The following is a 22096-nucleotide window of genomic DNA, read 5'->3' on the forward strand; positions in this document are numbered from 1 at the left end:
CGATAGTTAACCCTTTTTCATTTTAAAGTACCCGGAGCCGGAGTCGAACCGGCACGAGTGTAACCTCATTGGTGTTTGAGACCAACGCGTCTACCAATTCCGCCATCCGGGCTTCTTTGCAAGCATTGGGAGTGCAAAAGTAGATAGAAAAAGAGATTTGTCAAGTTCTGCCTCCAAATAATTTACCCTATTCGTAACGTAGCGCCTCGATGGGGTCCAGGCGGGAGGCTTTGATGGCCGGATAGATGCCCGAAATTACCCCTACCAGCACGCACACCGTGATACCCATCGCCATCCAGAGCCAAGGTACCACGAAGCCACTGCTGTCGCTAATGGTGGTTGAAATCAGGTTGCCAATAAGGATTCCCAGCAAGAGTCCGCCCAGACCGCCAATGATGCAGATCACGATGGCCTCGATCAGAAACTGGAAGCGAATTACTTTGGGCGTGGCCCCCAGCGACTTCCGAATGCCGATTTCGCGGGTACGCTCGGTCACTGACACCATCATGATGTTCATAAGGGCAATGGAAGCCCCCAGCAAGGTGATGATTCCGATCCCGAAGCCACCGATGCGCAGGTAGCCGCTAATATCCTCGAAGTCTTTCGCCAGGGCATCGGCCCGCTCTATCTCAAACGAATCCGGCTGGCCCAGCCCGTCTTCCCGGATGCGGCGCATGAGGCCGCGCGCTTCTTCAATGATATACTCGCTATCCTGAATATCCGGGGCGGAGGCGGTGATGTTGAAGGTGAGGGCGCGGTTGGCCGCCAGTCCCCGTCCCGTTTCGAGGGGCAGGATCACGATCCGATCCGAGCCGGTACCCCCGCCCAGTGATCCTTTCTTTTCCAGCACCCCGATGATCTTAAATTTGGCTCCCATCAAGGTTATTTCCTTGCCCATCGGGTCAGTATTCTGGAACAGGTTGGTCACCAGTTCGCGGCCCAGAATGGCTACGTTGAGCGAATTGTCCAGGTCATTTTTATTGAAATTCCGGCCCAAATCAATTTTATAGGCATTGATACCGAGGTACGATTCGTCGGCCGCAACGACGGAAACGTTGGGGTTGGTTTTACGGGAAAGGTACTTGACCTGTACGGCCCCGCCCACTGGGGCCGACAAGGACACCGTAGCGTTGTACTCTTCGCTGAAGCGATCCGCAAAAGAGACCGCCTGGCGGTAGTTAATTACTGGATAACGTTTGGTAGACCGGCCCGCCGAACGCCGCCCCTGGTACTGAAAGTTGCGCACCGTGAAGGTGTTGGCTCCCAGGTCGGCAAAACTACTATTCACGGAATTCTGAATGCCGTCGATGGCCGTGAGGATACCCACGAGCGAAGTAATACCGATGGCAATAATCATGGCGGTCAGGACCGTACGCAGCGTATTAGCCTTGATGGAGCGGAGCCCTTCGGCAACATTTTCTTTCACATTCATAGGCTAGTAGTGCTTTCTTTGCACAATATTTGTTTATATTACGTTATAACAAGAATCATTAATCAAATAGTACGGTAAAGCTGCAAACGATGCGTGAAAGAATCAAACCAATGGTACGGCTGTTTATTCCGTTTATCATTTTTTTAGGGCTTTCGGGCCAGGCCTGGGCCAATCGGCTCCTGATTCCCATGGATATGTCCCAAAAAAATCACCTCAAGGCGTACGGAATTGCCTACTGGATCCTGAAATCCTACGAAACCGAAATGGATTGGCTCCTTAACTACCGCGGTGGCAGCTTCATGGTTCCTTTCAATCAGCGCTTCGCGACCGAAATGACCATCCGGGGTGTTAGCTACGAAGTCATTTCTGAAGGGCAGGCCAGTCAGATCCTGGCCGAAGTGGCGGCACCGGATGTCAACATGGACGCCGTGAAGCTACAGAAAGCCCCCAAAGTGGCGGTGTACTCGCCCAAGTCCAAACTACCCTGGGACGACGCCGTGACGCTGGTGATGAGCTACGCCGAAATACCGTACGATGTGGTCTATGACGACGAGGTACTGAACGGCAAGCTGCCCGAATACGATTGGCTGCACCTGCACCACGAAGACTTCACGGGCCAATTTGGGAAATTTTACCAATTCAAAGACTACCCCTGGTACCGCGAACAAAAACGCGAAGCCGAAAGTACCGCCGAAAAACACGGATTTAGCAAAGTACCTTTGATGAAACTGGCCGTGGCCAAAAAAATAGCCGAGTTCGTGTCGGGCGGGGGGTACATGTTTGCCATGTGCAACGCCACCGATACCTACGATCTGGCCCTGGCGGCCGAGGGGGTGGACATCGTAGAGGCCATGTACGACGGCGATGCCGCCGACCCGAACGTCAACAACAAGCTGGATTACAGCAAGACGATGGCATTTCATAACTTCAAAGCCATCACGAATCCCTACCAGATTGAGTTTTCGACCATCGACAACCAGCCGGAAGAGCGCCAATTGAGCGAATCGAGTGATTTTTTTACGCTCTTTCAGTTCTCGGCCAAGTGGGACCCCATTCCCACCATGCTTACCCAAAACCACCAAACGTTGATCAAAGGGTTTCTGGGCCAAACGACGGCTTTCAAGAACCAGTACATCAAGCCGGAAGTAGTGGTGATGGCCGAAACCAAAAATGCGGGCACCGGGGAAGCCAGGTACATTCATAGTACCTTCGGGAAGGGCTTCTTTACCTTCTACGGCGGGCACGACCCCGAAGACTACCAGCACCGCATCGGTGAGGAACCCACGGACCTGAACCTGCACCCGACCTCGGCGGGGTACCGGCTGATCCTGAACAACATATTGTTCCCGGCGGCAAAGAAGAAAAAACTCAAGACCTAGACTATCTCTAGGTACCTGGAGGTGGCATGAAAGTACCTACTGCAGGCGGTACCACTCGCGTGGATTACTGCGGGCTTCTACCCGACGCTCAATGTCGTCGGGTAGGCGGGGGAAAAAGTCAATGCCCGTGAGCCGCTCCACCTCGTCGATGGAAACTACGAATTTGTGCAGGGGTAGGTCCGAGCCCTCGTTCTTCATCAGGAACGCAATGCCTTTGACGTAGGGCGGATTCACGTACAAAACTACCTTGTAAAATTGCTCCGGCACGGCCACGCGGTTTAGCCGCCCAATTTCCTGGAGGCCAGGCTTCAACACGGGCCCCGTTACGACGTATATTTTATCGTACTTGTAGGCCCAGGCCCGCACGAGCTTTTCCAGCTCACTCCACACGCCCCGGTTGAAGGCGGGATCCTGCGGGCTGACGTTACTCATGTAAAACGATTCTTTCATGGCCTGCGACGAATTCTTAAAATCGGCCGCCGGAGCCAGGTGTCCGCGGTCGTAGCCGCTGCGGGTGTAGTCGGCCGTGACGGCCGAGCCGCTCTTTACTTCGGGGTCGTTCAGGAAAACGTTTTCCCGGGCTTCTTTTCCCTGTATTTGCTGCGCCGTAAGTACCTGGGCTACCCAGGCCGCCTGTTCGTATTTTTCAAAGTACTTCAACGTATAGCCAGTCCGGCGCACCAGCTGGTCACTAGGGGTGGTGGCGGGCAGAAAAAAATCCCGCTGGTTGGCAATTCGGGCCAGTTCCAGTGCTTCGGCGTCGGTTGCTTTGGCACTAGGTACCTCCGCCGGGCTGGTAGGTACTTTGCGCTCCGGGCGCGTATCGGTGGCTACGTTGTCGGGCTCGCTGGCATCAGGGGCGTCAGGTACCTGGGCGGGCTCCGGAGCTTTGTAGGGGTTGTCTTTGGGCCGTTCGGTCGTGAATATAGATTTAACATCCGTCCAGAACTTCACGACGGGTTGGGTTTTGCCGCCGTAGTGCAAGAAAAGCCCGACGACAAAAAAGATTAGGAGCAGGATGAAAGAATTGGTGTTCCACCGGAATCCCCGGCGCTGGAAGTGGGCCATAGCTGTGCGTGACTATTTTTTCACAAAGGTAGGTGTTTCCGTAAAACCTCTTACTACCTGGCCCATTCCCATAAAAAGAGCCGCCACCCGTGGGTAGCGGCTCCTTGGCCACAACGAAAAACCAGCTTATTATTCAGCCTTCTCGTTGATGCTCTCGATGGCCAGGTCATTCAGCAGCTCATCGGTATCTTTTTCTTCTTCCAACGTTTGGGCTAGCAGATCAGCTACTTCGCTGTGCCCGAGTTGCTCGGCGTAGCGGCGGGCGGTTCCGTAGCCCGAAATTTCGTAGTGCTCTACCCGCTGGGCCTCGGCGATCAGCCCGGCGTCCATCACGGCGTCTTCGGCGTCTTCTTTCAAAAACTCCGACGCCTCCTTGATGAGGCCTTCCATGGCTTTGCAGGTTTCTCCTTTAGGATTCACTCCCAGTATCTCGCAAGCTTTTTCCAGGCGTTCTTTCTGCTCTTGGGTTTGCTGATAATGCGTCTCAAAAGCCTTTTTCAGTTTTTTGTCCGTCGCTTTATCCATCATTTTGGGCAATGCAGCCAAGATTTGGACTTCAGCGCTGTACAGATCTTTGAGCTGGTGTTCCAGCAAATCGTCCAATGTTTTTAACTTGCTCATGATTTCTTTAATTTTTTAGTTTGCGAAATGGTTTAGGGCAATTAGCGCCGCTGCATTTAGTTTGTAAACAACCATTCCCGTGCATTCCCGGATTCCGGCAAAAAAAATGACAGGCACTTTAAAACCTTCACCATGAGCGCTCTATGCCCCTCAGGGGTACTTACTCACTTTGAAATATTCAAATCAACAAGCAGTGACATGATTTTTATAGCTTGCTCCAGTGCCAATACTTTGCCCCAGCCCACCACGTACTGGGCAAGTAGTTTGAGGAAAAAAAACACATACAAAAAATATTGACTACTCTACCTTTGAAAATAGCACTGCTACTACCCCCGGGAATTAATAAAGCAGGTACTTTAGACCAAACCCCGTGCAGAAGCACGGCTTACTCGACCTCATGCAGCTAGTCATTATAGGAGGAGGTGCGGCGGGTTTCATGGCCGCCATCACCGCCGCCGAAAAGTACCCCGCCGCGGAGGTACTTCTACTGGAAAAAAACCGAACGGTACTCAACAAAGTACGGGTGTCGGGCGGCGGGCGCTGCAACGTCACCCACGCCTGCTTTGACAACCGCCGCTTCGTGAAGCAGTACCCGCGGGGCGAAGCGTTGCTTAAAAAGCTCTTTGCGCAGTTTGACGCCGCCGCCACGGTGGAGTGGTTTCGGCAGCGCGGGGTACTTTTAAGTACCGAGCCCGACGGCCGCATGTTCCCTACCACCAATTCCTCCGAAACCATCATCGACTGCCTCCAGCGCGCCGCCCGGCAGGCGGGCGTGCGCATTCGCACCAGTGCGGGGGTACGCTCGTTCAGCTGGTCGGATTCGCCCCAAGGTACCCGCTTCGCGCTGAATATGCTTGACGAAAGTACCCTCCCGGCCGACCGGCTCATCATTGCCAGCGGCGGCCATCCGCAGCGCAGTGGCTTTGAGTGGCTGGGCCATGCCATCGAGGAGCCCGTGCCCTCGCTCTTTACCTTCAACGCCCCGGACAGCTACCTGCTGCCGCTCTCGGGCGTGGCCGTGCCCGACGCCCACGTGAGGCTCATCGGTACCCGGCACGACTGGCGCGGGCCGGTGCTGCTCACGCACTGGGGCTTCAGCGGTCCGGCTATTCTGAAGCTTTCGGCCTGGGGCGCGCGTGAGCTGGCGGCGGCAAAGTATCAATTTGGCATAAAAATAAACTGGCTACCGGAGCAGAACGAGGAGCAGGTACGTACCTTTTTGATCCAGGAAAAACAAAGTACCCCCCGGCAGCAAATCAGCTCCCACGCCCGCTTCGGGCTGCCGCTGCGGCTGTGGAAGGCTTTCGTGCAACGTGCCGAGATAACGGATAGCCTGCGCTGGATGGACGCTCCGCACAAGGTACTTAACCGCCTGGCCGACCTCCTGACCAACAGCCAGTTTGAGATCCGGGGCAAAAGTACCTACAAGGAAGAGTTCGTAACCGCCGGGGGCGTGAGGCTGTCGGAAGTACATACGGATACGCTGGAGAGTAAGCGGGTGCCGGGGCTTTTCTTTGCCGGGGAGGTACTTGACGTAGATGGCATAACGGGTGGCTTTAATTTTCAGAACGCCTGGACCACCGGCTACGTGGCCGGTATGAACGCCGGAAAAGCCGCAGGGGTACTTTAAGATTGAAAAGCCGTACGTATATTGAAACGATTTTAATGATTGATCCCCTAACCTACCCTTTTTTATGAACCGAAAGTACACCTTGGGCCTGTTGCTGCTTGGCTGGCTCGCCGCTTTTCCGCTCCTGGCCCAACCCGTCGAACGCTACGTCAAAGTGATCGTAGCCCCCGATCGCCCCGACTGGACCTACCGCGCGGGCGATAACGTCAAATTTACGATCACGGTGCTGCAAAACGGGAATCCGGTGAAGAACGCCGCCCTACGCTACGAGATTGGCCCCGAAAAACTGGAGCCCACTAAAAAAGAAAGCAAGTCATTGGCGAACGGGACCCTGACCGTGGAGGCAGGTACCTTAAAAACCGCCGGATTTTTGCGCTGCGTGGCGGTAGCTACCGTAGAGGGCACCGAGTACCGTGGGCTGGCCACGGCGGGCTTCGACCCATCCAAACTTGAACCCACCATAGCCAACCCGGCCGACTTCGACACCTTCTGGAACGACGCCAAAGCCGAGCTTGCCAAAGTACCCCTGGACGCCCGGATGACGCTCCTGCCCGAGCGCTGCACCGAGAAGGTAAACGTATACCACGTCAATCTCCAAAGCTTCCGGCCCGGTGCGCGGCTGTACGGCATTCTGAGTGTACCCAAGCAGGAAGGCAAGTACCCCGCCCTGCTCAAAGTACCCGGCGCGGGCGTGCGAGGGTATTACGGCGACGTAGCCACGGCCGAGAAGGGTATCATTACGTTTGAAATCGGTATTCACGGGGTACCCGTTACGATGGAGCCCGGCGTGTACCTCGACCTCGCCAGCGGTGGCCTCAGTGGGTACTTTACCTACAACCTCGAAGACCGCGACCGCTTCTACTACAAGCGCGTGTACCTGGGCTGCGTGCGCGCCAACGATTTTCTGGTGAACCTGCCACAGTACGACGGCTCCAACCTGGCCGTAACGGGCGGCAGCCAGGGCGGGGCGCTCTCCATCGTGACCGCCGCCCTGGACCCGCGCGTGAAATGGCTGGGCGCTTTCTACCCGGCCCTGAGCGACGTAACGGGCTACCTCAAAAACCGCGCGGGTGGCTGGCCCCACTACCTGGCGGGCAGCGGCGCGGCGCTGCACAACACGCCCGAGAAGATCCGGACGCTGGGCTACTACGACGTGGTAAACTTTGCGCGGCGGGTCAAGGTACCTGGCTACTACTCCTGGGGCTTCAACGACGAAACCTGCCCGCCTACCTCCATGTATGCTTCCTACAACGTGATCGCGGCCCCCAAAGAGCTCAGCCTGGCGCTCGAAACCGGCCACTGGACCTACCCCGAGCAGCGCGAAGCCATGAGTCAATGGCTGGTTGGTAAACTAAAAAGTACCCGTTGAGGTACTTTCTCTCAATTTTAGTTTTGTATTGAAAAAAATACCTTATGAGCCCGCAGCAAATTCAAGAAGCTACCCACTACCTGCTTCAAAGTACCCAGGATTTTCGGCCCCGGTGCGGGATTATCCTGGGTACCGGCCTGGCCGGTCTGGCGCAGGAGATCGACGTACACTATAGTATTTCCTACGAAGACATACCCCACTTTCCGGTATCGACGGTGGAGTTTCACAGCGGGAAGCTCCTCTTCGGGGTACTTGCGGGCCAGCGTGTCGTTTGTATGCAGGGGCGCTTTCATTACTACGAAGGGTACTCCATGCCGCAGATCACTTTCCCGGTGCGGGTCATGAAACAGCTCGGCGTAGGTACTTTGTTTGTCTCCAACGCCGCCGGGGGCATGAACCCCAACTACCGCGTGAGCGACCTGATGGTAATCCGCGACCACATTAGTTTTTTGCTGCCGCAGAGTCCGCTCACGGGTACCCACTACCCGGAGTTCGGCGATCGATTCCCGGATATGTGCGATCCGTACGATCTGGATTTGGTCCAAAAAGCACTGGACATCGCCCAGCAGCACCAGATCCGCGCCCACGCGGGTGTGTACGTGGGGGTACCGGGTCCGCAGCTGGAGACCCGCGCCGAGTACCGGCTCCTCCGCCTGCTGGGGGCTGATGCCGTGGGCATGAGTACCGTGCCCGAGATCATCGTGGCGCACCAGATGGGCATCCGCTGCTTTGGCCTTTCGGTGGTTACGGACATGGGCCTGCCCGATACCCTCGAAAAAGCCGATATTCAGAAAATCATCGCTGCGGCCATGGCCGCCGAGCCCGGCATGACGACCATTATCAAAAACCTGATTGCCTCCCTGGATCAGCATGGTTAGAAAGTACCTGTTCTACGCTTTTGGGAACAAGAGTCTTTTTTAAAAACGATTTTCCAAGCAACCATCCCGCATGAACCGTCGCACTTTTCTGGAACAATCGGCCCTGGCCGGGGCCGCGTTTTCTTCTTTACCACTGCTGGGTGCTTTGCGCCGGGCCGCTCCCTACCGGCTGGCGCTCATCGGCTCAGGCTGGTGGGGCATGAACATCCTGCGCGAAGCCGTAGCTGGCGGCGAGTCCAAGGTAGTGGCGATCTGTGACGTGGACGAAAGCCAGAGTAAAAAAGCCAATGAGGAGCTTAGCAAGCTTACCTCTGACCGCCCCAAGATCTACCGCGACTACCGGGAAATGCTCTCTAAAGAAAAACCAGAGATCGTGATCGTAGCCACGCCCGACCACTGGCACGCGCTGTGCTGCATTGCGGCCATCGAAGCCGGCGCGCACGTGTACGTGGAGAAGCCCATTAGCCACACCATTATGGAAGGCCGCGCGATGGTGAACGCCGCTCGCAAGTACGGCAAAACGGTGCAGGTAGGTACCCACCGGCGCATCTCCCCCCACAACGTGTCGGGCATGGAGTTTCTGAAATCCGGCAAGGCGGGGAAAATAGGAATGGCGCGGGCCTTTGTGCACTACGGCGGCGGCGCGGGCACGGTAGTACCCGACGAAGAGCCACCCAAAGGGCTCGACTGGGACATGTGGTGCGGCCCGGCCCCGCTGGTACCTTATAACAAGACCATCCACCCGCGCGGCTTCCGCCAACGGCTCGACTTCGCCAATGGTACCCTGGGCGACTGGGGCATTCACTGGCTCGACCAGGTACTTTGGTGGACTGAAGAAAAGTACCCCAAGAAAGTGTACTCAACGGGCGGCCGGGCCATCAAGAAAGACAACTCCGACACGCCCGACCACCAGATTGCGGTCTATGATTTTGAGGATTTTACGCTGCAATGGGAGCACCGGACTTTTGCGGGTAACAACGCCGAAAAAACCCACCCGCAGCAGGCCGTGGGCGTATACTTCTACGGCACGGAAGGTACTTTTCACATGGGCTGGCTCGACGGCTGGACCTTCTACCCTACCGATGCTAAGAAGCCCATCATTCACCAGGACGCCCAGCTTCACAAGCCCGACGACCAGAACATCAAAGAGCTGTGGGCCGACTTCATGAATGCCATTAGCACCAAGCGCCTGCCCGTCAGTGACATTGAGCTCGGTCAGCGCTCTACCAACTTGGCGCTACTCGGGATGCTCTCCTACAAGCTGGGAAGAAGTATCGAGTGGGATGGGGCTAAAGAAATTATTACCAATGACCCCGAAGCCAACAAGCTATTGAGCCGTGACTACCGGGGCGAATGGAAGTACCCTAAAGTTTAATAAATATTTTTTCTTAAAATAAAAAGGAGGAGGTATTCAGGCCCCAGTGGCCTAATCCCTCCTCCCCTAGTGCAGTACCAACAGTTAGTCGATCTTGACTACTTCGGCCGGGATGTTGTGCTGAGCTACGATGTCCCTCGTGAAGCGTACGTGCCCGCGAGGAGCCATCAAATATAACTTGCCTCCCTTGAGGCTGGCCAGTTCACTGAGAAGCTTCCACTTGGATACGCTACTACGGAGCGTATCGGTTTTCATAGAAACTTCCAGGTAATGCTTGTTAAACATGTTAGTAGCCGTCACATCAGGGGTAAACAGCTGGCTGTCAGCGGCTCTTTCGTAGGACTTGGGCGTGTCATAGCCTTCGATATTGGCTTGGATGTCCTTAAATCCGTGTGACTTGGCCCATTTAACTACCGTTGAAATTAATTCGTTCCTGTCCATGATGCGCAATAATGGTTTTTCGTCCCTCCACAAGGTACAGGAGGAACCTGATGTTAGATTTTTTAAAAACAAACGAGTGAGGGCTAAATATAAGATCGAAGTGAGGCCTACTGCAGGGGTACGCCCGCGGTAACTTTGAATCCGTATTCTTTATCAGCCTGCCAAGTTAGTAAAAATCAATACCACTTCCAACTTTACGCCCCGCGCGGGCTACGCTTGCAGAGGCTTCCCCTTACTCACCACGACCTCCCGGTCTTCGATCAGAACCGCATTTTCGGTGGGTGTAATGGAGGCTCCGTCGTACTTGGCGTAAACCTTGGTAAACTCCGCGCCGAAGTACAATATAATGGCCGTATAGTAGACCCACGAAAGTAAAATAATGATCGAAGCCGAGGTACCGTAGGTAGCGCCCAGATCCGAACTACCCAGGTAGTACCCAATGGCAAATTTACCAATTAAAAAAAGTACGCCCGTAAAGCCGGCTCCGATGATGCATTCTTTCCAACGCAGGTGCGCGTCGGGAAGTACCTTGAAGATGACCGCAAACAGGGTGGTAATGATCGTCCAGACAATGGCCAGGTTCAGGATGTAAAATACCACGACGGATACCTCCGAAAAGTAGACCTCCAGGCGACTGCTTAATAGCTCTACCATGGCGTTGACGGCCAGCGATACAATGAGGAGAAACCCTAAGGTAAGGATCAGGGAAAAAGAAATCAGGCGGGTTTTGAGGTACTTTAACCATCCCTTTTTGGGTTTCACCCGAATGGACCAGATGAGGTTAATGGAATCCTGCATTTCGGCAAAAACCCCCGTAGCACCGATGATTAGGGTACCTACCCCAATGGCCGCCGCCAGGCCCGACCGGTCGGATCGCTGGGCATTCTTGAGGATTTCCTGTAGCTGCTCGGCCGCCTGTACCCCTACCAAGCCTTGAATTTGCTCGAAGAGCTCGCCCTGAATGGTTTCGGGTGATACAAATATACTGAGGGCCGAAATCATGACCAGGAGCATTGGTGCCAGCGCAAAAATAGTATAATAGGATAAGGCCGCACTAAGTTTCAGACCTTTATCTTCCATAAACTCGTTGGCCGTATCTTTAAGAATCGAAAAATATTCCTTTACTTTTTTCATAAGCGTTGGCAAGTAGATGGATTTCAAGATAAGGTTTTAATTTGTTGAATGTTTTCTACAAACTGTGTGATCAGGACTTGGCGAATTTCCATTTCCTAACCTGAACCGGCGCTTTCTGGAGCCCTTCGGACAAGGCTTTGATTGACTCAAACTGTAGCTGATCCAGGTTCCGGTATTCTACGTCCACCACAAACTTATTTTCTTTAAAAGGCCAGGGCTCTACCCGAAGCTCGCCGGTAGGGCCTTGCCAGAGCTGGTGAAAAGTACCATCCGGTCCTTGGCTGATTTCCATCTTGCGCTGATCGGGCTGTACGCGATCCATGCACAGCAATAGCGACAAGGCATCGCACCATTCCACAAAGTAGTACATACGTTCGGCCTGGTGTTTCTGGATGTTTAGTCCTTTCAAGAGCACCCGTTGGTACTCAAGCTGCTCTTCCAAAAACTTAAGCAACTCTTTATCCTCCTTCGTATTACTATACAAAAAAGTCAGGTGCATGGACGTCATCAGGGCATTCCAGCGGCTTTTGGATGAGGCAATCTCCATGACGTTACGGTACTGCTCGGGGGTATATCCCAGCTGCATAAAGTGCTTGGGAGCCCCGGCTTCCGTCAGGTTATGCGGACTTTGGGCTTCCGCCAACCCATCATCGTGTTCGGCAATGGCCAACAACGTGTGCGTCCAGTACAAGGGTGCTTCATCCCATTTCCAGTGGTGAGCGAGTTGCGCAGCCAGTAAGCCGTGGGCACGCTGATAAATTACCTCCCAACCCGTAGGTATTGCCTTTACGATCATATATTCGGGTAAAACAGTGGTTTGGCCAATGGAAGGGGAATCAGAAATTTCCGTGCCACCGGCAGCCATCACCAGTCTTCCAACTCGTCCAGAAAGGCACGATAGGCCCGGCTAAGCTCCGTATGCGCCTTGGTATTCCCCTGCTGCAAGGCTAGTTCAATGCCTTTGGCGTAGGTTTCTTTGGCGGGTTCAGTGGCCTCCTGCTGGGCAAAGTACTGCGCCGCGTGGTAGTAGGTAGGCAGGTAGGTGGGGTGTTGGCGGAGTAATTCCCGAAATAGCTGACCGGCCCGCGCGGGGTCATGCTTAAGGTACTCTAAGGCTAAAGCATATATAGTAAACGGGTCAGTGGGATCTTCCTCGTAAAAAGCCAACAATTTTTCGAGTAGTGCGTTATTCATTATGAAAATTATTATGCTTGCATACTATATACTAATTTACGTATATTCGCCACAACAAACTATTTCCTTAAAAAGTTAAACTGAAACACGTTCTGATATTCCTATGAAAATCCTTGTTTGCATTACCAATGTACCCGACACGACGGCCAAAATAACTTTCACGGACAATAACACCAAGTTTAACAAGGCCGGGATATCCTATATTATTGGCCCTTACGACGACTATGCGCTGGCACGGGCCGTGGAGCTAAAGGAGTCCAACGGCGCTACCGTGACGGTACTCAACGTGGGCGAAGCCGACGGCGATCCGCAGATCCGGAAGGCCCTGGCCATTGGTGCCGACGACGCCATCCGGGTAAACGCAGAACCTACCGACTCCTACTTTGTGGCCGTCCAGATAGCCCACATCGCCAAAGAAAACGGCTATGACCTCATCCTGATGGGACGCGAATCGCTGGATTTTAACAGCGGCGTGGTACACGGGCTGGTGGGCGAAATGCTGGGCATTCCCTCCTACTCGCCGGTGATGAAGCTGGACATCGACGGCACAACGGCCAAGCTAGCCCGGGAAATCGACGGCGGCAAAGAGTACCTCGAAGCACCACTGCCCCTGGTGCTGGGTTGCCAGGAGCCCATTGCCGAATGGAAAATTCCTAACATGCGGGGTATCATGACCGCCCGCACCAAGCCGCTGAACGTAGTGGAGCCCGTAGAAGTAGCCTCCATGACCAATCTGGAGTCTTATTCGCTACCAGCTCCTAAAGGCGAATGCAAGATGATTCCGGCCGAGGAAGCCGAAAGCCTGATCACGCTCCTCCGGAAGGAAGCCAGGGTACTTTAAAGTACCCCTTTTCCTCTCCTTTAAGTACCCCTTATTCCATTTAAAAAATTTCAGCTATGTCAGTTCTTATTTTTGTAGAAATAGATAACGGTACCATCAAGAAGACCTCCCAGGAGGCCATCGCGTACGGGGCTCAGGTAGCCCAAATGCTCAATGCCAGCACCACGGTACTGGCGCTGGGCCAAGCCGACGAAGCCGCTCTGGCCACTGCCGGTAATTTTGGTGCCACCAAGGTACTTCACGATGCTAACGATAAATTGACCCAGGAAAACAGCCTGGCTTACGCCCACGTGCTGGTACAAGCCGCCCAACAGGAAGGCAGTAAAGTGATTGTGCTGGCGAAGTCGGGCCTGGGTGATGCCGTGGCCGCCCGGGCCGCCGCCAAGCTTCAGGCCAGCGTAGTTTCTAATATTACCGATTTACCCGAAATCAGTGAAGGTACCTTCAAAGTAAAAAGAAGTATTTACACCGGCAAGGCATTTGCCACGGTGGAGGTCCAATCGGAGATCAAGGTACTGGCCATTCGGAAAAACGCCATTGAGCCCGAGCCTACCGACGAGTTGGCGACGGTGGAGCCTTTTTCCCCCAGCCTGCGGGACTCGGATTTCGTGGCTACCATCACGCAGGTAGAAAAAGCCAGCTCCAATTTATCCCTGACCGACGCCGACATCATCGTGTCGGGAGGGCGGGGCATGAAAGGACCCGAAAACTGGGGACCGCTGGAGGAGCTGGCCAAGGCGCTCGGAGCGGCTACGGGCTGTTCCAAGCCCGTGTCAGACCTCGACTGGCGCCCTCACCACGAGCACATTGGCCAAACGGGCATCAAGGTAGCACCCAACCTGTACATTGCCTGCGGTATTTCGGGGGCCATTCAGCACCTGGCGGGGGTTAACGGCTCCAAGTACATCGTCGTCATCAACAAGGACCCCGAAGCACCCTTCTTCAAAGCAGCGGACTACGGAATCGTGGGGGACATCTTTGAGATCCTGCCCCGCCTCACCAAAGCCGTAGAGGCTTCCAGGTAACAGGAAAGTACCTTACTTAGAAGCTGTTTGAGTTATTAATTTGATGGCGAAACAAAGGATTTTCGAGCGAAACGAGGCATTTTTTCAGCCCGTAGCCGGAAGCTACGAGCTGAAAAAATAACGACGTTGCAGCAGAAAAGACAATGTTGCAGCTTAAAGAAACTAACTCAAACAGCTTCTTAACCCGTCCTGCATTTTTTTATGCAAGGCGGGTTTTTTACTTTTGCCTTTTCGTAACTAAGAGTTCATTTTTTTGTTCTCAAGGGCAGCGAGATAAACGTGTCACCTAGTTGTAACAAACGTGAAAAAGATAAAACTAGAAATATTAGGGCTTTCTCCCAGCCAGTCCCAGGCGGGTTCGTTTGCGTTGGTACTTGGAGAAGAAATGGGGAATCGTAGGCTGCCGATTATTATTGGGGTTTTTGAGGCGCAAGCCATTGCTGTTCAAATCGAGAAAATCGTTCCGAATCGCCCTATGACGCACGACTTGTTCAAATCGTTTGCCGAAGCCATGAATTTCACGCTTAAGGAAATTGTGATCTCTGAGCTAAAAGAGGGCATTTTTTACGCCAAAATAGTGTGTGGAGATGACTTGCGCGAAGTAGAATTGGATTCTCGCCCGTCGGACGCCATCGCCATTGGCTTGCGATTCAACGTACCTATTTACACTTACGAAGCCATTCTGTCCGAAGCCGGCATTGTATCCAGCGCCCTCGACGAAGAGGATGAGGAAGACGAGGAAGTCATCCGGGAGACGATTCGCTCGCGGGGTTCATTCCTGGAGCAGCTCCGCGACATGCCCAACGACGAGCTACAGCGCATGTTGGACGAAGCCCTCCGGAAGGAAGAATACGAAAAGGCCGCCAAGATTCGGGACGAGCTGGGCCGTCGAAACTAACCAAGTACCCCGCCAGACCGAAGATTTCTGGGTGAGGCCTTGTTAAAAATCGTTAAGGTTTGGTGCCAAAACCTCGATGTTTGGCATTAATCAGTACTTTTGCAATATCAACTAAGTGGTTTACGCTCGTTCCTATGCCTAAAAAGAAAAAGATTGGTAGCTATCCCAACGTCATGATTGTGGTAAGTCTGACGGCCGCCTTGTTTCTGATTGGTTTCTGTGGGATGCTCGTAATCCAGTCCAAAAAGCTCGTTTCCATCATTCGTCAAAATATCGAAGTACGTATCTTTCTGGAAAAAACCTTATCCGATCCGGGTAGGGATTCCGTGCTTCAAATCGTCCAGCAGAAGGCGTTTGTACAAACTAACGGCGGCACTCCCGCGGTGACATTTGTTTCCAAGGAGGAAGCCGCCAAAGAATTTATGGAAGGTACCAAAGAAGATTTTACGGCTTTTTTGGGCGAAAACCCTCTGCGCGACAGCTACCAGGTCAAGATCCAGGAGGACTATTTCGAAGAAGCAAAACTCAAACTCATTAAAGCCGATCTTGAAACTATTAACGGCGTATACGAGGTAGTGTACCAGGAAGATCTGGCCGATAGCATCAACCGGAACATTACCAAGCTGTACATCGTACTGTCCAGCTTCGCCCTGGTCATGCTCATCATCATTGTTCTCCTGATCAACAATACCATCAAACTCGCCATTTATTCCCAGCGCTTTCTGATAAGGAGCATGCAGCTGGTAGGAGCTACCAACGGCTTTATTCAGCAGCCTTTTCTGCTCCGGGGAGCCACCCAAGGCCTGGTAGGCGGTATTATGGCGATCATTCTGCTGGTTGTACTCCAACAGGTCGCCATCCGAAACATCGAAGGGCTCTCGATGCTTCAAGAGTACGACAAGCTGGCTTTTTTACTCGCCAGCTTGCTTTTGCTAGGCGTTGCCATCGGGATCGTAAGTACCTATCAGTCGCTGGCGCGCTACCTTAAAATGGCCCTGGATGACCTTTATTAATTACAAGAAGCTTCATCACGAGACTTTCAGCCCCACCTACTAACCTGTACTTCTACCATGCAACCCAACAATCCCCTACCCTTTGGCTCCGCCAACTACCGTCTGATGCTGGTAGGCATCGGCATTATTCTGCTGGGCTTTTTTATCATGAGTCTCGACTCCGAAGAATTCGGCTTTGGTGTACTCGGCCTCACCGTGGGCCCTATCATCACCATCATCGGCTTCATCGTTGAGTTTTGGGCTATTTTATACAAACCATCCAATCAATGACTTATTGGCAAGCAATCATTCTGGCTATTGTTGAAGGAATTACCGAATTCTTACCCGTTTCTTCCACGGGGCACATGATCATCGCTTCGTCCTTTATGGGCATCAGCCACCTGGAATTCACCAAAATGTTTACGGTCAATATTCAGTTTGGAGCCATTTTATCCGTACTGGTACTTTACCGACGGCGTTTTTTGCAAACCCGTGATTTTTACTACAAGCTGTTTGTGGCTTTTTTACCCGCCGCCGTTATCGGCTTTTTGCTCAACGACCTGATTGACGCCCTGCTGGAAAATGTCGTTGTGGTAGCCATCTCGCTGCTGGTAGGGGGCATTATTTTGGTGTTTATTGACAAGATTGCCCAAGAGTACCCCAAAGACCGGGACGTCAGCTACCCCGAGGCCCTGAAAATTGGCTTTTATCAATGCATCGCCATGATTCCCGGGGTGTCACGCTCGGCGGCTACGATCATTGGCGGTATGTTCCAGGGTTTGAGCCGCAAGCAAGCCGCTGAATTTTCTTTTTTCCTGGCGGTACCTACCATGGCCGCCGCCGCCGGGTATAAATTCCTCAAGACTTACCAGACTATCCAGGCGGGAGATATCCAGGTACTTCTCATCGGAAACTTGGTGGCTTTTATCGTAGCCATGCTGGCCATTCGTTTTTTTATCAATTTCCTGACTCGCTACGGGTTCAAGCTATTTGGCTACTACCGGATTATCCTTGGGCTTATCCTGTTGGGGCTGTTGGCTTCCGGCTACGAGCTAGACATCGTGTAGTATGCAGCAGGTACCTGATAAAGAAAATCAACCCCAGCCCGACGAAGGCGAAGTGATTCTGATTGATAAACCCCGGGAATGGACGTCATTTGACGTAGCCAATAAACTCAAGCGGGCTTGTAAGTTCAAAAAAATAGGCCACGCCGGTACCTTGGACCCCCTGGCTACCGGGTTGCTCATTTTATGCACGGGCCGTAAAACCAAGCAAATAGACCAGTATCAGGCGCAGGAAAAAGAGTATACAGGTACCTTGGTGCTTGGTAAAACAACCCCTTCCATTGATCTCGAAACGGATTTTGACGCCGAGTACCCTACCGGGCACATTACAGGGGAGCTGATGGAAGAAGCCCGGCGGCAACTCGTGGGTACCATCGACCAGGTACCTCCCATCTACTCGGCAGTGCAGGTGGACGGCGAGCGGCTCTACAAGAAAGCCCGGCGTGGCGAAACAGCCGAAATCAAAAAACGACAGGTTACCGTTTCGCTTTTTGAGCTGGATTCTTCCGCCTTTCCGGAAATAAATTTTCGGATTATTTGTTCAAAGGGTACTTACATTCGGAGCCTAGTCCGGGACTTTGGCGAGCTTGTGGGAAGTGGTGCTTACATGAGTTCACTTTGCCGCACGCGCATAGGTACTTTTCACCTGGCCGATGCCTGGGCGCTGCCGGACTATATCCTCCGAAAGCGAACGGAATTGAACTTATCGACCCAGGAATGAACGTTTACCATTCATTAGATTCTTTCTCCAAACTACCTCGGGCAGTTGTGACCATAGGTACCTTCGATGGGGTACATCTGGGGCACCAAAAGATCCTGTCGCGGCTTCACGAAATAAACAGCAGCACCGGTGGCGAAACGGTTGTGATTACGTTCTGGCCGCATCCGCGGATGATCGTCTCGGAAGATAGTCACGGCTTGCAGCTGCTCTCAACCATTGACGAAAAGATCGACATCCTGGCCGAACTAGGCATCCAGCATTTGCTCATTATTCCCTTTACAAGATCCTTTTCTGAACTTTCATCGGATGAATTCGTACAGCAGGTACTTGTAGACCGCATCGGGACCAAAAAACTGGTGATTGGGTATGATCATCGCTTTGGCCGAAACCGGGAGGGTAGTTTTGAATTTATACAGCAGAACGCCCCTCGCTACGGCTTTGAGGTAGAAGAAATCCCCCGGCAAGATATTGATGCCCTGGCTATCAGCTCTACGCGTATCCGCAAGGTACTTTTGGATGGCAACGTGCGGGAAGCTCACGAGCTGCTGGGGCGCCCTTACCAGCTAGCAGGTACCGTTGTGAAAGGACGGCAACTGGGCCGGGCCATAGGCTTCCCCACCGCTAATATTGAGTTGCACGAGTCATACAAGCTCATTCCGGCCAATGGCGTATACGTGGTTCGGGCCGAATACGACGGTAAAAGCTACGGGGGTATGCTCAACATTGGCACCAGGCCAACCGTCGATGGCACGAGCCGCACCATTGAAGCCAACCTTTTCGATTTTACCAAGGAAATCTACGGTGAAAAGCTGCGCATCCAGTTCCTGGCCTACCTAAGGCCGGAGCAGAAATTTGACAGCCTTAACGCGCTGATTCAGCAAATCCAAACCGATAAAAAACGAGCCCTGGATGTATTGGAGGCCTAGGCTATTCGGACGTAACTACCCAGCCATTTGAGGTTGGAACCGTACTTCTCCATGATTTCCTGAACCGCGGGCTCTTCGTAATGCCCTTCGAATTCTACCAAAAACCACGACCGGAACGTCGAGCCCTGCCGCAGCGGACGGCTTTCGATTTTGATGAGGTTGATGCCCCGATCATTAAAATCTTTAAGGAAATCATAAAGTACCCCCGGCCGATTCGTATTAGGCAAATTGGCAATCAAGGTTGTTTTGTCCGACTGACTGCGCTGGTTGACGAAATTTTTGGAAAGAATAATAAAACGCGTACGGTTCTGGTCGCTGTCTTCAATGTTGTCGAACAGGACAGGTACCCCAAACAGCTTGGCCGCGATGTGCGAACAGATTGCCGCCGCGTCCGGCTCCTGCGAGGCTAGCTTGGCCGCCTTGGAGGTAGACTCCACCGGAATAAGCTCGACATTCGCCTCCTCAAAGTACTCCCTGAGGAATTTACTGCACTGCCGAAAAGCGATGTCTTTGGAATAGATCCGGCGGATCACCTGCAACGAATCTGATTGAGAAACAAAGGTAAAATGAATGGGCAGCAGAATTTCGGCGGAAATCAACAACTCTTTTTCACGCAGCAAGTCTACGGTTTCAATCACCACTCCTTCCTGGTTGTTTTCGATGGGTACCACACCGTAGCTAGCGCGGCCGGTTTCTACACTGTCAAAAATGGAGTGAATGGTAGGAAGCACCAGGTACTCTCCCATGCCGCCAAAGCGGCTTTCTGCCGCTTGATGCGTAAAACTACCTTCCGGCCCCAGGTAAGCGATGCGCTCCGGTAGCTCCAGATTGCGGGAAACGGCAAATATTTCCAGAAAAATAGCCTCAATGGCCGACCGGCTCAGTAGCCCGGTACTTTGCTTCTCCAGGCGGTCAATAATCTGCTTTTCCCGTTCCGGGCGGTAAATAATGGTATTGGTGGCGCGTTTTAATTCCCCGACTTGCTTTACCAGTTTCATGCGTTCATTGAGCAATTCAAGGAGTTGATCGTCGAGGGAATCGATGCGTAGGCGTAAAGATGATAGTTCCACGTGGGTAAGGAGGTAGTTATAAATACTAGGTGGTAAAGCTAGGGCTAATCGGTGATAGATGCACCAATTAGCCCCAAAATGACGCGCTGAACGTCATGCTAAAACCATTTCTTCAATATTCTTTTCAATTTTAAGATTTTCAATAATGAAGCGTTGCCGGTCGGGCGTATTTTTACCCATGTAGTAGGTCAGTAGCTTCTGAATTGAGGTTTCCTTCTGAAGAATGATGGGCTCGAGCCGCATGTCTTCGCCGATGAATTTACCAAACTCCTCGGGAGATATTTCGCCCAATCCTTTAAAACGGGTGATTTCGGGCTTATTTCCCAGCTTCGTGACCGCCTGCTGTTTTTCCTCTTCTGAGTAGCAATAGATCGTTTCTTTTTTGTTGCGTACCCGGAAAAGCGGGGTTTCCAGGATGTACAAGTGTCCATTCCGCACCAGATCCGGGAAGAATTGCAGGAAGAACGTCATGAGCAGTAGCCGGATGTGCATACCGTCCACGTCGGCATCCGTGGCAATGACAATGCGGCTATAGCGCAGGTTTTCTACCCCATTTTCAATATCCAGGGCGTGTTGCAATAGGTTAAATTCTTCGTTTTCGTAAACCACCTTCTTGGTAAGCCCGAAACAATTGAGCGGTTTCCCCCGTAAGCTGAACACGGCCTGGGTCTGGACGTTGCGGGACTTCGTAATGGAGCCACTGGCGGAATCTCCTTCGGTGATGAAAAGGGTACTTTCCAGCCTGCCTTCGTTTTTCAGGTCGGTGAGGTGCAGGCGGCAGTCGCGTAGTTTTTTATTATGCAAGTTTGCTTTTTTGGCCCGCTCGTTGGCCAGCTTTTTGATCCCAGCCAGCTCTTTCCGCTCCCGCTCTGACTGTTCGATGCGTTTTTTCAGGGCATCCCGGGCTTCGTGATTCATGTGGAGGTAGTTATCCAGCCTTTCCTTCACAAAATCATTGACAAAAGTACGAATGGTAGTACTGTTAGGGTCGGGTGAAATGGTGTTGGAGCCTAGCTTCGTTTTGGTTTGGGATTCAAAAACCGGCTCCTGGACGCGTATGGCTACGGCGGCCACAATCGAAGACCGTATGTCCTCCGGTGCGTAATCCTTCCCAAAGTGTTCCCGGACGGCCCTTACGATCGCTTCGCGAAAAGCGGCCAAGTGGGTACCTCCCTGGGTAGTGTACTGACCGTTCACGAACGAATAATACTCCTCCCCATACTGATTGCCGTGGGTAAGGGCCAGCTCAATGTCCTCCCCTTTCAAATGCACGATTGGGTACCGGATGGCGTCTTCGTCAGTTTTGCTCCGGAGCAAATCCAATAAGCCGTGCTGCGAAAAATATTTTTGCCCGTTGAAGCTGACGGTCAGTCCTGCATTGAGGTAGCAGTAGTTCCAGATCATGTTATCCAGGTACTGAGGGATGTACCTGAAATTCTTAAAAATGGCGTTATCGGGCTCAAAGGCGATGAAAGTACCGTTTCGCTGGCTAGTCGTCTCCTCACCCGACTCCCGTATCAGTTCTCCTTGTGCAAACTCGGCCCATTTGGATTTCCCGTCCCGAAACGACTGAACCTTAAAGTAGTTCGATAAGGCGTTGACCGCTTTGGTACCTACGCCATTCAGGCCGACTGATTTCTGGAAAGCGCCGGAGTCATATTTCCCGCCGGTATTGATCTTGGAAACGCAATCCACAACTTTCCCCAGCGGGATACCACGCCCGTAGTCACGTACCTCTACCCGATGTTCGGAGATCTTGATTTCGATGGTCTTCCCGTTGCCCATCATGTGCTCGTCGATGGAGTTATCAACTATTTCCTTGACCAGAACGTATATACCATCGTCAAGCGAAGCGCCATCGCCCAGTTTTCCGATGTACATCCCTGGTCTGAGCCGAATATGTTCCTTCCAGTCGAGGGAGCGGATACTTTCTTCATTATACTGGACATTTGTATTATCTGCCATAAAGACTTACTCCTTGTTTTTTTAGAATAGTAAATATAATTGATTGCTGCTACCCTTCGTTACGAAGAGATAT

Annotated in this window: 22 protein-coding genes and 1 tRNA gene; 13 read left to right on the forward strand and 10 right to left on the reverse strand. The window is 52.7% G+C overall.

Going from position 1 to position 22096, the window contains the following annotated elements; all coding sequences use genetic code 11:
• Positions 1-28: 28 nt before the first annotated feature.
• Positions 29-112: transfer RNA gene (locus tag HNQ92_RS07775), tRNA-Leu, on the reverse strand.
• A gap of 75 nt (positions 113-187) precedes the next feature.
• A complete protein-coding gene (locus HNQ92_RS07780) occupies positions 188-1432 on the reverse strand; it encodes an ABC transporter permease (protein ID WP_184172854.1) in 1245 nt (414 codons plus the stop codon).
• Between the two features lie 110 nt (positions 1433-1542).
• On the opposite strand from HNQ92_RS07780, the gene HNQ92_RS07785 reads away from it, so the two are divergent.
• Positions 1543-2811 carry an asparagine synthetase B gene (locus tag HNQ92_RS07785; protein WP_184173757.1) on the forward strand — a complete coding sequence of 423 codons (1269 nt, stop codon included), beginning with the start codon at positions 1543-1545 and terminating at the stop codon, positions 2809-2811.
• A 36-nt stretch (positions 2812-2847) separates the two neighbouring features.
• Here the strand turns inward: HNQ92_RS07785 and HNQ92_RS07790 are convergent, their stop codons facing one another.
• On the reverse strand, positions 2848-3879 hold the full coding sequence (locus HNQ92_RS07790; protein ID WP_184172856.1) for a DNA/RNA non-specific endonuclease: 1032 nt from the start codon (positions 3877-3879) through the stop codon (positions 2848-2850).
• A gap of 129 nt (positions 3880-4008) precedes the next feature.
• Positions 4009-4500 carry a YciE/YciF ferroxidase family protein gene (locus HNQ92_RS07795; RefSeq protein WP_184172858.1) on the reverse strand — a complete coding sequence of 164 codons (492 nt, stop codon included), beginning with the start codon at positions 4498-4500 and terminating at the stop codon, positions 4009-4011.
• Between the two features lie 397 nt (positions 4501-4897).
• On the opposite strand from HNQ92_RS07795, the gene HNQ92_RS07800 reads away from it, so the two are divergent.
• The 4 genes from HNQ92_RS07800 to HNQ92_RS07815 all read left to right on the forward strand — a co-directional run bounded on the left by HNQ92_RS07800 (position 4898) and on the right by HNQ92_RS07815 (position 9752).
• Positions 4898-6130 carry a BaiN/RdsA family NAD(P)/FAD-dependent oxidoreductase gene (locus tag HNQ92_RS07800; protein ID WP_184173759.1) on the forward strand — a complete coding sequence of 411 codons (1233 nt, stop codon included), beginning with the start codon at positions 4898-4900 and terminating at the stop codon, positions 6128-6130.
• Between the two features lie 64 nt (positions 6131-6194).
• The gene (locus HNQ92_RS07805) at positions 6195-7499 is read left to right on the forward strand and encodes an acetylxylan esterase (protein WP_184172860.1); all 1305 of its coding nucleotides are present in this window, start codon (positions 6195-6197) and stop codon (positions 7497-7499) included.
• Between the two features lie 44 nt (positions 7500-7543).
• Positions 7544-8377 carry a purine-nucleoside phosphorylase gene (locus HNQ92_RS07810; RefSeq protein ID WP_184172863.1) on the forward strand — a complete coding sequence of 278 codons (834 nt, stop codon included), beginning with the start codon at positions 7544-7546 and terminating at the stop codon, positions 8375-8377.
• A 70-nt stretch (positions 8378-8447) separates the two neighbouring features.
• Complete coding sequence (locus tag HNQ92_RS07815) at positions 8448-9752, forward strand: Gfo/Idh/MocA family protein (RefSeq protein ID WP_184172865.1); 1305 nt, start codon at positions 8448-8450, stop codon at positions 9750-9752.
• Positions 9753-9836: 84 nt separating this feature from the next.
• Here HNQ92_RS07815 and HNQ92_RS07820 read toward each other — a convergent pair whose 3' ends face one another.
• The 4 genes from HNQ92_RS07820 to HNQ92_RS07835 form a co-directional block, all read right to left on the reverse strand.
• Positions 9837-10193, reverse strand: coding sequence for a hypothetical protein (locus HNQ92_RS07820; RefSeq protein WP_184172867.1), 357 nt, complete (start codon positions 10191-10193; stop codon positions 9837-9839).
• 210 nt (positions 10194-10403) lie between these two features.
• Positions 10404-11327 carry a YihY/virulence factor BrkB family protein gene (locus HNQ92_RS07825; RefSeq protein ID WP_184172869.1) on the reverse strand — a complete coding sequence of 308 codons (924 nt, stop codon included), beginning with the start codon at positions 11325-11327 and terminating at the stop codon, positions 10404-10406.
• Positions 11328-11397: 70 nt separating this feature from the next.
• Entirely contained in the window at positions 11398-12123 is a 726-nt protein-coding gene (locus HNQ92_RS07830) for a DUF3891 family protein (protein ID WP_184172871.1), read from the reverse strand.
• A 68-nt stretch (positions 12124-12191) separates the two neighbouring features.
• Complete coding sequence (locus tag HNQ92_RS07835; protein WP_184172873.1) at positions 12192-12521, reverse strand: tetratricopeptide repeat protein; 330 nt, start codon at positions 12519-12521, stop codon at positions 12192-12194.
• 103 nt (positions 12522-12624) lie between these two features.
• Here HNQ92_RS07835 and HNQ92_RS07840 point away from each other — a divergent pair, with 103 nt between their 5' ends.
• From HNQ92_RS07840 to HNQ92_RS07875, 8 genes are all read left to right on the forward strand, one after another.
• Complete coding sequence (locus HNQ92_RS07840; RefSeq protein WP_184172875.1) at positions 12625-13362, forward strand: electron transfer flavoprotein subunit beta/FixA family protein; 738 nt, start codon at positions 12625-12627, stop codon at positions 13360-13362.
• A 56-nt stretch (positions 13363-13418) separates the two neighbouring features.
• The gene (locus tag HNQ92_RS07845) at positions 13419-14387 is read left to right on the forward strand and encodes an electron transfer flavoprotein subunit alpha/FixB family protein (protein ID WP_184172877.1); all 969 of its coding nucleotides are present in this window, start codon (positions 13419-13421) and stop codon (positions 14385-14387) included.
• Positions 14388-14688: 301 nt separating this feature from the next.
• Positions 14689-15285, forward strand: a complete 597-nt coding sequence (locus HNQ92_RS07850) for a bifunctional nuclease domain-containing protein (protein WP_184172880.1) — start codon at positions 14689-14691, stop codon at positions 15283-15285.
• 134 nt (positions 15286-15419) lie between these two features.
• Positions 15420-16298, forward strand: coding sequence for a cell division protein FtsX (locus tag HNQ92_RS07855; protein ID WP_184172882.1), 879 nt, complete (start codon positions 15420-15422; stop codon positions 16296-16298).
• 57 nt (positions 16299-16355) lie between these two features.
• Entirely contained in the window at positions 16356-16568 is a 213-nt protein-coding gene (locus HNQ92_RS07860) for a DUF3098 domain-containing protein (protein WP_184172884.1), read from the forward strand.
• Positions 16565-17344, forward strand: coding sequence for an undecaprenyl-diphosphate phosphatase (locus HNQ92_RS07865; protein WP_184172886.1), 780 nt, complete (start codon positions 16565-16567; stop codon positions 17342-17344). The genes HNQ92_RS07860 and HNQ92_RS07865 overlap by 4 nt, the downstream gene beginning before the upstream one ends.
• Position 17345: 1 nt before the next feature.
• A complete protein-coding gene (gene truB / locus HNQ92_RS07870; RefSeq protein WP_184172888.1) occupies positions 17346-18062 on the forward strand; it encodes a tRNA pseudouridine(55) synthase TruB in 717 nt (238 codons plus the stop codon).
• Positions 18059-18988 (forward strand): bifunctional riboflavin kinase/FAD synthetase, encoded by a 930-nt coding sequence (locus HNQ92_RS07875; protein ID WP_184172890.1) that lies wholly within the window; start codon positions 18059-18061, stop codon positions 18986-18988. The genes truB and HNQ92_RS07875 overlap by 4 nt, the downstream gene beginning before the upstream one ends.
• Here the strand turns inward: HNQ92_RS07875 and pheA are convergent.
• The gene (pheA, locus tag HNQ92_RS07880; RefSeq protein ID WP_184172892.1) at positions 18985-20058 is read right to left on the reverse strand and encodes a prephenate dehydratase; all 1074 of its coding nucleotides are present in this window, start codon (positions 20056-20058) and stop codon (positions 18985-18987) included. The genes HNQ92_RS07875 and pheA overlap by 4 nt on opposite strands.
• Before the next feature lie 93 nt (positions 20059-20151).
• Positions 20152-22023, reverse strand: coding sequence for a DNA topoisomerase IV subunit B (locus tag HNQ92_RS07885; protein ID WP_184172894.1), 1872 nt, complete (start codon positions 22021-22023; stop codon positions 20152-20154).
• Positions 22024-22096 lie beyond the last annotated feature (73 nt).

Source organism: Rhabdobacter roseus (genome assembly GCF_014202275.1).
Classification (GTDB): Bacteria; Bacteroidota; Bacteroidia; order Cytophagales; family Spirosomataceae; genus Rhabdobacter; species Rhabdobacter roseus.

Bases quoted from the DNA above. Each gene is read 5' to 3' on its own strand.
- HNQ92_RS07790 (WP_184172856.1), bottom strand. From the start codon at position 3,879: ATGGCCCACTTCCAGCGCCGGGGATTCCGGTGGAACACCAATTCTTTC.
- HNQ92_RS07830 (WP_184172871.1), bottom strand. From the start codon at position 12,123: ATGATCGTAAAGGCAATACCTACGGGTTGGGAGGTAATTTATCAGCGT.
- HNQ92_RS07865 (WP_184172886.1), top strand. From the start codon at position 16,565: ATGACTTATTGGCAAGCAATCATTCTGGCTATTGTTGAAGGAATTACC.
- HNQ92_RS07795 (WP_184172858.1), bottom strand. From the start codon at position 4,500: ATGAGCAAGTTAAAAACATTGGACGATTTGCTGGAACACCAGCTCAAA.
- HNQ92_RS07860 (WP_184172884.1), top strand. From the start codon at position 16,356: ATGCAACCCAACAATCCCCTACCCTTTGGCTCCGCCAACTACCGTCTG.
- HNQ92_RS07805 (WP_184172860.1), top strand. From the start codon at position 6,195: ATGAACCGAAAGTACACCTTGGGCCTGTTGCTGCTTGGCTGGCTCGCC.
- HNQ92_RS07785 (WP_184173757.1), top strand. From the start codon at position 1,543: ATGGTACGGCTGTTTATTCCGTTTATCATTTTTTTAGGGCTTTCGGGC.
- HNQ92_RS07825 (WP_184172869.1), bottom strand. From the start codon at position 11,327: ATGAAAAAAGTAAAGGAATATTTTTCGATTCTTAAAGATACGGCCAAC.
- HNQ92_RS07800 (WP_184173759.1), top strand. From the start codon at position 4,898: ATGCAGCTAGTCATTATAGGAGGAGGTGCGGCGGGTTTCATGGCCGCC.
- HNQ92_RS07855 (WP_184172882.1), top strand. From the start codon at position 15,420: ATGCCTAAAAAGAAAAAGATTGGTAGCTATCCCAACGTCATGATTGTG.
- HNQ92_RS07810 (WP_184172863.1), top strand. From the start codon at position 7,544: ATGAGCCCGCAGCAAATTCAAGAAGCTACCCACTACCTGCTTCAAAGT.
- truB (WP_184172888.1), top strand. From the start codon at position 17,346: ATGCAGCAGGTACCTGATAAAGAAAATCAACCCCAGCCCGACGAAGGC.
- HNQ92_RS07875 (WP_184172890.1), top strand. From the start codon at position 18,059: ATGAACGTTTACCATTCATTAGATTCTTTCTCCAAACTACCTCGGGCA.
- HNQ92_RS07885 (WP_184172894.1), bottom strand. From the start codon at position 22,023: ATGGCAGATAATACAAATGTCCAGTATAATGAAGAAAGTATCCGCTCC.
- HNQ92_RS07835 (WP_184172873.1), bottom strand. From the start codon at position 12,521: ATGAATAACGCACTACTCGAAAAATTGTTGGCTTTTTACGAGGAAGAT.
- HNQ92_RS07780 (WP_184172854.1), bottom strand. From the start codon at position 1,432: ATGAATGTGAAAGAAAATGTTGCCGAAGGGCTCCGCTCCATCAAGGCT.
- HNQ92_RS07815 (WP_184172865.1), top strand. From the start codon at position 8,448: ATGAACCGTCGCACTTTTCTGGAACAATCGGCCCTGGCCGGGGCCGCG.
- HNQ92_RS07845 (WP_184172877.1), top strand. From the start codon at position 13,419: ATGTCAGTTCTTATTTTTGTAGAAATAGATAACGGTACCATCAAGAAG.
- HNQ92_RS07840 (WP_184172875.1), top strand. From the start codon at position 12,625: ATGAAAATCCTTGTTTGCATTACCAATGTACCCGACACGACGGCCAAA.
- HNQ92_RS07820 (WP_184172867.1), bottom strand. From the start codon at position 10,193: ATGGACAGGAACGAATTAATTTCAACGGTAGTTAAATGGGCCAAGTCA.